Genomic DNA, 13,161 nt, shown 5'->3' on the forward strand with positions numbered 1-13,161 from the left:
CCTTCGTACAGGGCGGTTTGGTGTCCCTCCAACCACCCTGCCCGGGCACGGGCCCGCTGAGCCCTGCCCGAAAACCCCGAAAGGCGGCTTTAATGCGCTCTCGCGTACGCGTCTGGCTCAACCGCACGTACGCGGAGAACGTGTTCTTCATGGATCAGCTGCGGAGAAATCCCAGCGACCGGGCGGTCGAGATCCATGCGACGCACGGTGACGCCGACTCCCCCGTGCTGGCCGCCGCCGACACCGCCGACCTGGAGCCGGAGGGCCTGTCCCCGGCCGCCTACGTCGAGTACGCCCTGGACCAGTGCCAGCGCCGTGGCATCGATGTCTTCGTGCCCCGGCTGCACCAGTCGGCGATCGTGGCCCACCGGGCCGACTTCGAGGCGGTCGGCACCGCCCTGCTGGCGCCGACACCGCAGGCCACCGCCGTCTTCGAGGACAAGGCGACCGCGTACGAGGCGGTCAGCTCGGTGGGCGTCCCGGTGCCGCCGTGGTCGCGGGTCCGCACGGCGGACGAACTCGTCGCCGCCGTGGCGGAGCTGGAGGCCGGCGGGCACAAGGCCTGCTTCAAGCCGGCCGCCGGTGCGGGTGGCGTGGGCTTCCGCGTGATCACACGCGCCCCCTTCTCGCTCCTGAACCTCAACGGGTTCCCCGGGCCGTACGTCCAGCTCGATCTGGTCGTGGACGCGCTGCGCCGCGCCGACCAGCCGGTGGACTGGCTGGTGATGCCGCGGCTGGAGGAGCCGGAGGTGTCCGTCGACTGCCTCACCGGGCCCGACAACCGGATCCGGCTGGCCGTGGGCCGCACCAAGAAGGGCCGTCGGCGCGGGTTCACCCTCGACGAGCAGTGGCTGAAGCCGGCCCGGATCATCGCCGAGGGCTTCGGGCTGCACTACCTGTCCAACATCCAGTTCCGGATGTACGGCGACCAGCCCGTGCTGCTCGACGTCAACACGCGTCCGGCGGGCGGGTTGCACCAGCTGTCGCTCTGCGGGATCAACGCGCCGTGGGCGGCCGTGCAGTTGGCGCTGGGCGAGGACCCCGGGGTGATCGAGCCGCCGTTCCTGGGGCAGGACTACGCGGTGGTGTCGGGGCCGCGGCACGTGCTGCCGTCCGGGCCGGTGGCCCGGGAGGAGGCCGACGTGGTGTTGGCGCCGGCGTTGCCCATGGAAGTGGAGTCGATGAACACCGCGGCCGCGGTGTTGCCGCTCTAGGTGTCGGCCGGGTGCGGCGCCGCCGTGGTTGCTCGCGCAGTTCCCCGCGCCCCCAGGTAAGTCACCTCACCGGTATGGACCAATTTTCGCTCGTCACCTTGACAGGCCCATTGGTCCATACCAACTTTGTTGCGCACCCCCTTGCACCTTCGTGCACTCCCGAACACCCCCATTCCTTCAGGGAGATCGCGTGCGCAACTCGCTCAGACGTTCCAGACGTCGAATATTCGCCCTGCTCGGGTCCGCCGCTCTCGCGCTCGCCGGGGCCATCGCGCTGCCCGGTACCGCGCAGGCGGCGAACATCCTCGCCAACCCCGGATTCGAGTCGGGGAGTCTCTCGCCCTGGTCCTGCACCGGGAACCTCGGCTCGGTCGTGTCCTCCCCGGTGCACGGCGGCTCCAGGGCGCTCGCGGGAGCCGCGAGTTCCAGTGACACCGCCCAGTGCACGCAGACCGTCGCCGTACAGCCCAACACGACGTACTCGCTCAGCGGCTGGGTCCGCGGCTCGTACGTCTATCTCGGGGTGACCGGCGGCGCCTCCACCTGGACGACCTCGGCGTCCCAGTACAGCCAGCTGACCGTCTCCTTCACCACCGGGGCCGCGCAGACCAGCGCCCAGATCTATGTGCACGGCTGGTACGCCCAGGGGACCTACTACGCCGACGACATCAGCCTCGACGGGCCCGGCGGCAGTTCGGACACGCAGGCGCCCACCGCGCCCACGAACCTCGCCTCCACCGGGAAGACCTCGTCGAGCGTGTCCCTGTCGTGGTCGGCCGCGACGGACAACGTCGGGGTCACGGCGTACGACATCTACAGCGGGTCCAGCCAGGTGGCGAGCGTCTCCGGGACCTCCGGCACGGTGAGCGGGCTGTCGGCCAGTACCGCCTACACGTTCACCGTGAAGGCGCGGGACGCGGCCGGGAACGTGTCGGCGGCCTCCAACTCCGTGTCCGTGACCACCAGCGCGGGCAGCGGCGGCGGCACCGGCTTCAAGCAGGCCGCCCCCTACCTCTACGAGGGCTGGGGTGACCCGCCGAGCCCGTCCACCGTGATGAGCGCGACCGGCATCAAGAACTTCACCATGGCCTTCGTGCTGGACTCGGGCGGCTGCACCCCGGCCTGGGACGGCAGCCGGGCGCTGACCGGCGGTGTCGACCAGACCGCGATCAACCAGATCAAGGCGGCCGGCGGCGACATCACCCCGTCGTTCGGCGGCTGGCAGGGCAGCAAGCTCGGTGCCGACTGCTCCTCCGCGAGCGCGCTGGCCGGGGCGATCCAGAAGGTGATCAACGCCTACGGTCTCAAGTCCGTCGACATGGACATCGAGAACACGGACGAGTTCGAGAACGAGGCCGTGCAGGCGAGGATCCTCACCGCCCTGAAGACGGTCAAGGCCAACAACGCGGGCCTGAGGACCATCGTCACCTTCGGGACGTCCACCACCGGTCCGACGTACTACGGCAACCGGCTGATCGAACAGGCTCAGTCGATCGGCGCCGACATCGACGTCTTCACCATCATGCCGTTCGACTTCGGTGGCGGTTCGGACATGTACGGCAACACCGTCGCCGCGGCCGAGGGACTGAAGACCAAGCTGAAGTCCACCTTCGGCTGGGACGACGCGACGGCCTACGCGCACATCGGCATCTCCGGCATGAACGGTCTGTCGGACCAGCAGGAGACCACGACCCCGGCGATCTGGACGTCCATCCGCGACTGGGCGAACTCGCACCACATCGCCCGGCTCGCGTTCTGGGCGGTCAACCGGGACCGCGGCTGCGCGGGCGGCGGCGTGGTGAGCAACTGTTCCGGGATCAGCCAGAACAACTGGCAGTTCACCTCGATCACGGCCGGCTTCACCGGCTGACCGTCGGCAGCGGCGGCGTGGGGATGCCTAGACCGGGTATCCCCACGCCTTCGCTATCTCGGCGAGCCGGGGCGGGAGTTCGGCGGCGGGGTCGGCCTGGCGGGCGGCCTGGATGCGGCCGGACCTGATCTCGCTGCTCCAGTCACCGAGTTTGGGCCGGAACGTGCCGTGGTCCTGCTGGCCGTAGTCGAGCATGCCGCTCTCCCACGGGACGCCGAGGTACCCGCACAGGCCTCGGGTGACCCGTTCCGGGTCCGCGGTGAGGTCCTCGTACGTGATCACATGGGCGCCGGGGAGGTGCTGCCGGGCCTCTTCGAGCTTCTCCGCGTAGCCCAGGACCTCGGCGCGGATCGCCTCGTGGTCGGGATCGGCACGGCGGCTGGTCAGGGACTGGACGACGGCGCCGGGGTGGCGCAGCAGCAGGATGAACCGGGCGTCGGGCCAACATCGGTGCAGCCGGGGCCAGATGAGGGTGTTCGGCGGGGTCTTGTCGACGATGACGTCCTTGCCGCTGCGGCTGAGCTCCAGGTGCAGGACCCGGTCCCAGAGCACGTGCTCCAGTTCCTCGCGGTCGAGGGCGAGCTCCTTCATGGCGTCCGCCGTGAACTCCCGCGACATGCGGACGTGGACCGTGCGCAGATGCATCTCGTGCGGGGCACGGATGCGGCTGTGGCTGTTCAGCAGGACCCGCAGCAGTGTGGAGCCGGAGCGCACCGAGGACAGCACGAACGCCGGGGAGTCCACCAGGCGCGGGGCGAGCGGGGCCGTGTAGCCGTCGGAGGGCTGCTGCCGATGCCCGGCCGGGCGCTGGGTCGGGATGGCGTCCAGGGTCTTGCGCGGCGGGCTCACCGCCTGTGCCATGAGCCGGCCCCGGCGCTTCAGCCCCTTGGCGATCGCTGACATTCGCGGGTCTCGCACGGTGATGCCTCTCTGTCGTCCCTGCCGTTCCGCATCCCAGGGGCGACAGACGAACCCAAGGTGTCCAAGAAGCGAACGGGCAGCGCCACGGCGGCCCGAAAAGCCGCCGTGACCTGCCCATTTACCGTTCTCTTAATTCTTCATATAAGAACTTCCGGCCTAAGCCGTGAATCCGCTCAGAACCGTCCGGATCCCCGGTACAGCTCCAGCTCCCCGTCCAGTTCGACGGCGAGGACGGTGGCGTACGGGTCGAGGTCGGCCGCGGCCGGCGGGTCGATCCACAGGACGCCGACCGCCTCGTGCAGCCCGCCGACCACCCGGTGGTCGAGTTCGGTGCCGGTGCCGAGGACGGTGACCCTGTTCACCGCGGTCGCCAGGCCCCGGACGCCGATCTCGGCGCGCGGGACGTCGAACAGGGTGAGGTAGAGCGTGCGCCGGTCGGCGGAGAGGGTGCTCGGGCCGTAGTGGTGCCCGGCCGGCAGGCCGCGCCCGGTCCCGTACACCGCCTCCGCGTGCCTGCGGATCCACTCCCCCAGCCCTTCGAGACGCTCGGCCTGGGGCTGCGGGATGGTCCCGTCCTCCATGGGGCCGACGTCGAGCAGCAGGTTGCCGCCGCCCCCGATGGTCTCGGTGAAGTAGCGGATCAGCTGGGCGAGGGACTTGTGGTTGTGGTCCTGGTGCTGGTAGCCCCACGAGTCGTTGATCGTCAGGCACAGCTCCCAGGGGCCGTCCGGCGGCACGACGGGGGCGCCCTGCTCGGGGGTCGCGTAGTCCCCCTCGCTGAGCATCCGCGCGTTGAGGACGACGTGCGGGACGTACGACCGGATGAGCGTGGCGAGTTCGGGGATCCGCCACTGCTCCTCGCTGCGGTCCCACTCCCCGTCGAACCACATCAGGTCGGGCCGGAAGCGGGAGGCCAACTCCGTGATCTGGCCGTCCCGGTAGGCGATGAAGCGTTCCCAGGCGGCCAGGTCCTCGTCCTCGGCCGCCACCTCCGAGTACCGGTTGTCCTCCAGCTCCGGCGGGCGGCCCGGCTTGCGCGTGGAGGCGTAGTCGGGGTGGTTCCAGTCGGAGTGCGAGTAGTAGAGGCCGACCTTGAGCCCCTGCTCGCGCAGGGCCTCGGCGTACGGGCCGAGGTAGTCCCTGCCCAGGTTGAGGTCGCCGTACGCCGTGTCCCACAGGGCGACACCGTCGTGGTGACGGCTCGTCAGCACGGCGTACTTCGCACCGGCGCGGGCGAACAGGTCCGCCCACGCCTTCGGGTCGTACCTGGCGCCCGTGAAGCGGTCCAGCTGGGACATGTACCGCTCGTGCGGCACGATGTCGTCGTAGAAGGACCAGGACTCCTGGACCCCGTCGACGGCGTAGATGCCCCAGTGCACGAAGATCCCCAACTTGGCGTCGGTGAACCAGGGTTGCATCGGCATACGGTCAGCCCCTCCGCAGCCGGAGGGTGAGGATCTGGAAGGGGCGCAGTTCCACCGCGACGGTGTCGCCGTCGGTGGCCGCGTCCTCCAGGGGGCGCTCCAGCAGGTCGGTCACCTGGGCGCCCGCGAGCGGGAAGCCGGTGCGCAGGACGCCCAGGGCGCGGCCGCCCCGGGACTCGTAGAGCCGGACCACGACATCGCCGGAGGCGTCGTCGGCGAGCTTGACCGCCTCGACGGTCACACCCTCGCCGTCCACCGAGACGACCGACTCCGGCGCGCCCGCCGAATCCGCCACCCGGAGCGGGAGGTTGAGGGCGTAGCCCGCCGCGACCGCGTCTCCGATGCTCGCGCCGGGCAGCAGGGAGTAGGTGAAGCGGTGGCGGCCCTGGTCGGCGCCCGGGTCCGGGACGCGCGGGGCGCGGACCAGGGAGAGGCGGACCGTGGTGGTCGTGCCGCCGTCCTCGCGGACCGTGCGGGAGACGTCGTGGCCGTACGTCGAGTCGTTGATGACGGCGACGCCGTAGCCGGGCTCGGCGAGGTGCACCCAGCGGTGGCCGGAGACCTCGAAGCGGGCCGCCTCCCAGCTGGTGTTGGTGTGGGTGGGCCGCTGGACGTGGCCGAACTGGATCTCGGCGGAGGAGTGCGCGGCGCGGATGTCCACCGGGAAGCCGGCCTTGAGGAACTTCTCGGCCTCGTGCCAGTCGATGTCCGTCTCGAAGTCGATCCGGGGGCTGCCGGCGCGCACGGTGATCGTCTGGACGATCGTCGAGCCGTTGCCGAACGGACGGGTGATCCGGACCGAGCCGAGCAGCGGGTCCTCGTCGACGACCGTGATCTCGGAGGGGTCGAGGAGGTCCGTGTAGCGGTTCTTGTAGTGCTTGTCGACGTCCCAGGCGTCCCAGTAGTTCGGGAGGTCGGTGTGCAGCCGGAGCAGGTTGCCCTGGTCGGCGAGGACTTCGCGGCAGGCCCGCTGGTCGTACACGGACGACAGGGTGCCGTCCGCGGCGATCTCCACCCGGACCAGACCGTTGTCGATGACCCGGCCGTCGACGGTCACCGGCTGCGGGGCCTGCGCGGCGCCGGTCAGCGGGGCGCTGCCGCTCGCGGGGACCTCGACGTAGACCGGGGTGCCGGCGGCGTCGCGGACGACCTCGGCGCGGTCGTAGGGGCTGGTGTTGAAGACGCGGGCGGTGCCGCCGCCGAGCGCGGTGACCGCCTCGCTGGTGAGCGCCTCCAGTTCCTCGGCGACGCGGGCGTACTCGGCCTCGGCCTCGCGGTGCACCCAGGCGATCGAGGAGCCCGGCAGGATGTCGTGGAACTGGTGGAGCAGGACCGTCTTCCAGAGCCGGTCGAGCTTCTCGTGCGGGTAGCTGTAGCCGGGCGCGTGCAGCGCGGCCGTGGTCGCCCACAGCTCGGCCTCGCGCAGCTTGTGCTCGCTGCGCCGGTTGCCCTGCTTGGTGCGGGCCTGCGAGGTGTAGGTGGCGCGGTGCAGCTCCAGGTAGAGCTCGCCGACCCAGACCGGGGCGTCCTCGTACTCGGCGCGGGCCTTGGCGAAGAACGCGTCCGGGTGCTCGACCTCGACCTTCGCGGAGCCCTCCAGGTCCTTCAGCCGGCGGGCCCGCTCCATGATCTCGCGGGTGGGGCCGCCACCGCCGTCGCCCCAGCCGAAGGGGGCAAGGGAGCGGGTGGCGGCGCCCTTCTCGGCGTAGTTGCGGACCGCGCGGGACATCTCCTCGCCGCTGAAGCGGGCGTTGTAGGTGTCGACCGGCGGGAAGTGCGTGAAGATGCGGGTGCCGTCGATGCCCTCCCACCAGAAGGTGTGGTGGGGGAAGGTGTTGGTCTGGTTCCAGGAGATCTTCTGGGTGAGGAACCACTCGTTGCCGGCCAGCTTGGCGAGCTGCGGGTAGGCCGCGTTGTAGCCGAAGGAGTCGGGCAGCCAGACGCCCTTGGTCTCGATCCCGAAGTGCTCGATGAAGAACCGCTTGCCGTGCACGAGCTGGCGGGCGATCGCCTCGCCGCCGGGGAGGTTGCCGTCGGACTCGACCCACATGCCGCCGACCGGCGCCCACTGGCCCCTCTTCACCGACTCCTGGATCCGGGCCCAGACCTGCGGGTAGTTGTCGCGCACCCACTCGTACTGCTGGGCCTGCGAGCAGGCGAAGACGAACTCCTCGTACTCGTCCGCCAACGATGTCACGTTGGAGAAGGTCCGGGAGGTCTTGCGCTTGGTCTCGCGGATCGGCCAGAGCCAGGCCGAGTCGATGTGCGCGTGGCCGACGCCCGAGACGATGTGGGCGCTGGCGTGCGCGGGCTTGGCGAGGACCGGCTTCAGGGCCTCGCGGACGGCGGCGGCGGAGCCGGAGACGTCGTCCAGGTCGAGCAGGTCCATCGCGCGGTCGAGGGCGTGCATGATCTCGTGGCGGCGCGGGTCGTGCTCACCGAGCTCCAGCATCAGCTCGCGCAGCACCTGGACGTCGAGGTCGAGGTGCCAGACGTTCTCGTCGAGGACGGCGATGTCGGCGCGCTTGAAGGTGTAGAGCGGCTTGTCGCCCGCCGTCAGGACGTCGCCGAGCGGCGTCGGGGCCTCGAAGTTGTTGGCCAGGATGTCGGGGTTGGAGGCGGCCTCGACCAGGTAGTCGACCACCTCGCCGCCGGTCGCCGGGTTCGCGATCGCCACGTACTGGTTGAGCGGGTTGACCGCCTTGAGCGGGGTCCCGTCGGTGAGGTGGACCAGGGCCTCGGCCTGGTTGCCGGGCCAGTCGCCCACGAAGCCGAGGTCGATGACGGCCTCGACGCGGCGGCCCGCGAACTCGGCGGGCACCTCGCCGCGCATCCGGAACCAGGTGGTGCCCCAGGGCGGACCCCACGGGGTGTCCATGGCGAACGGCTCGTACGGGGCGGCCGCGGCCTCCTCGAAGGAGACCGGCTCCCCGGGGGCCTGCCAGGCGGACACCTCGAAGGGGACGGTGGCCGCGTAGACCGCGGGCCTGATGCGCTGGTTCTGGAGGCGCTCTACGCGCTCCTCGATCCGGCGGCGTTCGTCGTGCATGGAAGTCTCCAGAAGAGGGATGGAAAGCGCTTTCCGAGGGGCTGACTACTTAAGATACGCGAGGCCGGGGTGGACCTCGGTGTACCCCTCCACCAGCCTGCGGGCCACGTTCACCGAGTCGACCAGCGGGTGCAGCGCGAACGCCTTGACGGCCGTCGCACGGGAGCCGGACTCGGCGGCGGCGAGCACCTCGCGCTCGACCGCCTTGACCGCGCAGACCAGGCCGGTGGCGTGGTCGGGCAGCGGGGCGACCGCGACCGGGTGGGCGCCGTTGGCGTCGACCAGGCAGGGCACCTCGATGACGGCGTCACCGTCGAGCGCCGAGAGGGTGCCGCGGTTGCGCACGTTGAGGATCAGCGTGGTGCGCTCGTCGCGGGCGATGGCCCGCATCAGGGCCAGGGCGACCTTCTCGTAGCCGCCGGACAGGTCGTCGGCGTCGCGTTCGCCGGCGCCCGCGGTCTCCCGGTTCTCCGACATGTAGGTGGCCTCGCGCTCGGCGCGGGTGCGGTCCCAGACGTCCAGCGCCCTCGCCCCCGGGCCGGTGACCGTCTCGTAGAAGTGCGCCTGCTGGTCGCGCAGGAAGGCGCCGCGGGTCTTCTCCGCCTGCTGGTAGGCGCGGACGGCCTCGCGGTTGAAGTAGTAGTAGTGCAGGTACTCGTTGGGGATGGCCCCGAGGGACTGCAGCCAGTCGACGCCGAAGAGCTTGCCCTCCTCGAAGGAGCCGAGCAGGTCGGGGTCGGCGAGCAGGCGCGGGAGCTCGTCGCGGCCCGCGATGTGCAGGCCGCGCACCCAGCCGAGGTGGTTGAGGCCGACGTAGTCGATCCAGGCCTCCTTCGGGTTCCCGCCGAGCACCCGGGCGATCCGGCGGCCGAGGCCGACCGGGGAGTCGCAGATGCCGATGACGCGGTCGCCGAGGTGCCGGGACATGGCCTCGGTGACCAGGCCGGCGGGGTTCGTGAAGTTGATGACCCAGGCGTCGGGGGCGAGCCGGGCCACCCGGCGGGCGATGTCGACGGCGACGGGCACGGTCCGCAGGCCGTAGGCGATGCCGCCGGCGCCGACCGTCTCCTGGCCGAGGACCCCCTCGGCGAGGGCCACCCGCTCGTCGTTCGCCCTGCCCTCCAGGCCGCCGACCCGGATCGCCGAGAAGACGAAGTCGGCGCCGCGCAGGGCCTCGTCCAGGTCGGTCGTGGCGGACACGGACGGGGCGCCCGGGACCTGTGCCGCCTGCTCGGCCAGCACCCGGACGACCGCGGAGAGCCGGCCGGCATCGAGATCGTGCAGCACGACCTCGGTGACCCGCCCCTCGGCCCGGTCCGTCAGCAGTGCGCCGTACACGAGCGGCACACGGAACCCGCCGCCGCCCAGAATCGTCAGTTTCACGCTTGAGCCTTTCCTGCCAGGACCACCTCGACGCCGGCCTCCTCCAGGGAGGCCCGCGTCGCCGTGTCCACCGGCGCGTTGGTCACCACCATGTCCAGGTCCTCCGGACCGCAGACCTTCGCCATGCCCGTACCCGGGAACTTGGCGGTATCGGCGAGCAGGACCACCTTGTCGCTCGCCTTGATCATCGCGCGCTTGACCGGCACCTCCACGACCGTCGTGTCCATCACCTGTCCGCCGGGGCGCACCCCGCTGGTCCCGAGGAACAGCCAGTCGGCGTGCAGCTGGCGCAGGTTGTCCTCGGTGAGGAACCCGACCAGGGAGCGGTACTCGCGGCGCAGCATGCCGCCGAGCAGCACCAGCTCGATGCCCTCGTCGTCGGCCAGCTCCTCGTAGACCACCAGATTGCTGGTGATCACCGTGAGGCGGCGGCCGTGCAGCTGACGGGCGAGCCGGAAAGCGGTGGTGCCGATGTCGAGCAGCACCGACTGACCGTCCCTGACCAGCGCCGCCGCGCGCGCGGCTATCGCGTCCTTCTCGGCCACCCGCACCTCGGCCACCTCGGCGAAGGGCTGGTCGCCCTCGTCGACGACGGCGCCGCCGTGGACACGTGTGAGCAGCCCGTCCTCCTCCAGCTTGACCAGGTCACGCCGGATCGTGGCGGGGCTCACGTCCAGCTGCTCGGAGAGGTCGGTCACAGAGGCGGGGCCACCGGAGCGAAGGGCCCGCAGGATGAGTTGGTGTCGTCGTTCTGCCAGCACGCGGTGCACACTACTCGTCATCTTCAATCATTTCCATGCTCACTTCTGCTCGGGTATTGACCAATCTCCCCGAGCAGCGCACGATTCCGGCATCGAAAATGACGAGTTTTGACGAGAGGCTGCGCGCGTGGACGACGACAGGCCCGATGTGCTGCTGACCGGTCTGCTCTTCTACGACCTCGTCCTCACGGGGCTGGGAAAGCCGCCGACCCCGGGCGAGGAGATCTGGACGGCCGGCATGGGCTGCGGCCCCGGCGGCATCGCGAACCTCGCGGTGGCGACGGCCCGCTTCGGTCTGCGCACCTCGCTGGCCACGGTCTTCGGGGACGACTTCTACGGCGAGTACTGCCGTGACGTCCTGTGCGACCAGGAGGACATCGACCTCTCGCTCTCCCGCACCGCGGACGGCTGGCCCACCCCCGTCACCGTCTCGCTCGCCACCGGCCACGACCGGGCCCTCGTCACCCACGGCCAGGAGCCCCCGTATTCTCAGGACGTGCTGATGGGCGATCCGCCCGAGGCGCGCACGGCGCTCGTGCACATCGAGGCCGAGCCGCGCGAGTGGATCGCCAAGGCCGCCGCGAACGGCACCCATGTCTACGCCGACGTGGGCTGGGACCCCTCCCAGGAGTGGTCCCGCGACCTCCTCGACCAGCTCGCGCTCTGCCACGCCTTCCTCCCGAACGAGACCGAGGCGATGGCCTACACCCGCACCGACAGCGCGGTGGCGGCCCTCGGTACGCTCGCGGAGCTGGTGCCGGTGGCGGTCGTCACCCGGGGCGGGGACGGCGCGGTGGCCGTCGACCAGACCACCGGGGAGTACGCGGAGGTCCCGGCCCTGGCCGTGGACGTCCTGGACGCCACCGGCGCCGGGGACGTCTTCGGGGCGAGCTTCGTCACCGCCTCCCTCGGCGGCTGGCCGCTGGCCGAGCGGCTGCGGTTCGCGGTCCTCGCGGCCGGACTCTCCGTCCAGCAGCACGGCGGCGCCCTCGCGGCCCCCGGCTGGTACGGGGTCGACCGCTGGTGGCGCTCGCTGACCGATCCCGATCTGAGGAAGACCTACGGCTTCCTCGCCGACCGCCTGCCGGCGGACGTGGGCCCCCCGGTGCGCCACGCGCCCGTCACCCCGCCCGCCCGGCAGCACTGACCCGCACCCGATCCACACCGCCCGACACCCAGAGCCCCACAGCACGACGCCCCCCACCACCCCAGCACCACGCCCCTCAGTACCACGCACAGGAACAACAGGAGTGACCCGTGGACCTTTCACGCAGAGGCTTCCTCCAGGCCGCCGCGCTCACGGCGGCCGCGTCCGGCCTGACCGTCGCATGCGGCGGCTCCGGATCGGGCGGCACCAAGAACGGCAAGAACCTCACCCTGTGGTACTGGGGCGGCGCGCTCAGCGACAAGGTGGTGGCGGACGCGAAGACCCACTTCAGCGGTGCGGTCAAGCTGACGGCCTCGTCCATCGGCGGTGACTTCAAGCAGAAGCTCACCACCACCCTCGCCGCGGGCGGCTCCTCGGTGCCCGACATCACCGGCATCAAGGGCGAGGACATAGCCTCCTTCCTGCCCAACGCCTCCCGCTTCCTCGACCTGAACGAGCTGGGCTTCAAGAAGCTCTCCTCCCAGTACCTGGGCTGGAAGACCAAGCTCGCCCAGACCTCCGACGGCAAGCAGATCGGCTTCCCGATCGACATCGGCCCCACCGCGCTCTTCTACCGCGAGGACCTGTTCGCCAAGGCCGGCGTGGCCACCGACCCCGCCAAGGTCGCCGCCCTGGTCACGACCTGGGACGACTACTTCACGCTCGGCACCGAGCTGCAGAAGAAGAACCCCGGCAGCTACCTGGTCAACAACATCGGCTCCGTCTTCAACATCGTGGTCGGCCAGGGCACCCAGCGGTTCATCGACAAGAACAACCACTTCATCGGCGACCAGGACCACATCCGCAGCGCGTGGACCACGGCCGTCCGCCCCTACACCCTGGGCCTCGACGCCAAGATCAACGACAACAGCTGGAACGCCGCCGTCGGCAAGAACCTCCTCACCGAGCTCGGCGCCGCCTGGCACGCGCTGGACATCGAGCAGGCCGCCCCGCAGACCAAGGGCAAGTGGCGGGTCTGCGCCAACCCGGTCGGACCGGCCAACCAGGGCGGCTCCTACCTGGCGCTGCCCAAGCAGTGCCGGAACCCCGAGGAGGCCTTCAAGATCATCAGCTGGATCCTCAGCCCCGCCAACGACGCCCGCGGTTTCACCGACGCCGCCATCTTCCCGGCCGCTCCGGCCGCGTACGCCATGCCGGCCATGACGGGCCCCGACGCCTTCTTCGGCGGACAGAAGATCATCGAGGTCTTCGGCCCGGCCGCCAAGGCCGTCCCGAACAGCTACGAGGCGCCGGCCGACGCGGCCGTCATGGCCCCGTACATGACGGAGCTGACCAACATCGAGGCCAAGGGCAAGAAGCCCGACGACGCCTGGAACGACGCGGTCAGCCAGGCCAAGCAGATCGCCCGGCGGCAGGGGGTGAACTGAGGTG

9 protein-coding genes are annotated in these 13,161 nt (G+C 70.7%); 4 read left to right on the forward strand and 5 right to left on the reverse strand.

Features of this window, described 5'->3' with window-relative positions:
- Nucleotides 1–92: 92 nt before the first annotated feature.
- Together IEZ11_RS30820 and IEZ11_RS30825 are read left to right on the forward strand one after the other, a co-directional pair.
- Nucleotides 93–1,214, forward strand: a complete 1,122-nt coding sequence (locus IEZ11_RS30820; protein ID WP_189266202.1) for an ATP-grasp domain-containing protein — start codon at nt 93–95, stop codon at nt 1,212–1,214.
- 190 nt (nt 1,215–1,404) lie between these two features.
- Entirely contained in the window at nt 1,405–3,084 is a 1,680-nt protein-coding gene (locus tag IEZ11_RS30825; protein WP_189266203.1) for a carbohydrate binding domain-containing protein, read from the forward strand.
- 27 nt (nt 3,085–3,111) lie between these two features.
- Here the strand turns inward: IEZ11_RS30825 and IEZ11_RS30830 are convergent, their stop codons facing one another.
- The 5 genes from IEZ11_RS30830 to IEZ11_RS30850 form a co-directional block, all read right to left on the reverse strand.
- Nucleotides 3,112–3,987 (reverse strand): sulfotransferase family protein, encoded by an 876-nt coding sequence (locus tag IEZ11_RS30830; protein ID WP_189266204.1) that lies wholly within the window; start codon nt 3,985–3,987, stop codon nt 3,112–3,114.
- Nucleotides 3,988–4,178: 191 nt separating this feature from the next.
- Nucleotides 4,179–5,429: an alpha-L-fucosidase gene (locus IEZ11_RS30835; protein ID WP_189266205.1), complete on the reverse strand. Its 1,251-nt coding sequence runs from the start codon at nt 5,427–5,429 to the stop codon at nt 4,179–4,181.
- Nucleotides 5,430–5,433: 4 nt separating this feature from the next.
- A complete protein-coding gene (locus IEZ11_RS30840) occupies nt 5,434–8,478 on the reverse strand; it encodes an alpha-mannosidase (protein ID WP_189266206.1) in 3,045 nt (1,014 codons plus the stop codon).
- A 45-nt stretch (nt 8,479–8,523) separates the two neighbouring features.
- Nucleotides 8,524–9,861 (reverse strand): 6-phospho-beta-glucosidase, encoded by a 1,338-nt coding sequence (locus IEZ11_RS30845; RefSeq protein ID WP_189266207.1) that lies wholly within the window; start codon nt 9,859–9,861, stop codon nt 8,524–8,526.
- Nucleotides 9,858–10,622, reverse strand: a complete 765-nt coding sequence (locus tag IEZ11_RS30850; protein WP_189266324.1) for a DeoR/GlpR family DNA-binding transcription regulator — start codon at nt 10,620–10,622, stop codon at nt 9,858–9,860. Before IEZ11_RS30850 ends, IEZ11_RS30845 begins: the two co-directional genes overlap by 4 nt.
- Nucleotides 10,623–10,749: 127 nt before the next feature.
- Between IEZ11_RS30850 and IEZ11_RS30855 the strand changes: the two genes are divergently transcribed.
- Together IEZ11_RS30855 and IEZ11_RS30860 are read left to right on the forward strand one after the other, a co-directional pair.
- A complete protein-coding gene (locus IEZ11_RS30855) occupies nt 10,750–11,769 on the forward strand; it encodes a carbohydrate kinase family protein (RefSeq protein WP_189266208.1) in 1,020 nt (339 codons plus the stop codon).
- Nucleotides 11,770–11,879: 110 nt separating this feature from the next.
- Entirely contained in the window at nt 11,880–13,157 is a 1,278-nt protein-coding gene (locus IEZ11_RS30860) for an ABC transporter substrate-binding protein (RefSeq protein WP_189266209.1), read from the forward strand.
- The last annotated feature ends 4 nt before the right edge of the window (nt 13,158–13,161 follow it).

Origin of the sequence: Streptomyces fuscichromogenes, from assembly GCF_014645815.1 — a bacterium.
Taxonomy (GTDB): domain Bacteria; phylum Actinomycetota; class Actinomycetes; order Streptomycetales; family Streptomycetaceae; genus Streptomyces; species Streptomyces fuscichromogenes.

Coding starts and splice junctions, on each gene's coding strand:
- IEZ11_RS30820 (WP_189266202.1), top strand. CDS start 93: ATGCGCTCTCGCGTACGCGTCTGGCTCAACCGCACGTACGCGGAGAAC.
- IEZ11_RS30830 (WP_189266204.1), bottom strand. CDS start 3,987: ATGTCAGCGATCGCCAAGGGGCTGAAGCGCCGGGGCCGGCTCATGGCA.
- IEZ11_RS30835 (WP_189266205.1), bottom strand. CDS start 5,429: ATGCCGATGCAACCCTGGTTCACCGACGCCAAGTTGGGGATCTTCGTG.
- IEZ11_RS30840 (WP_189266206.1), bottom strand. CDS start 8,478: ATGCACGACGAACGCCGCCGGATCGAGGAGCGCGTAGAGCGCCTCCAG.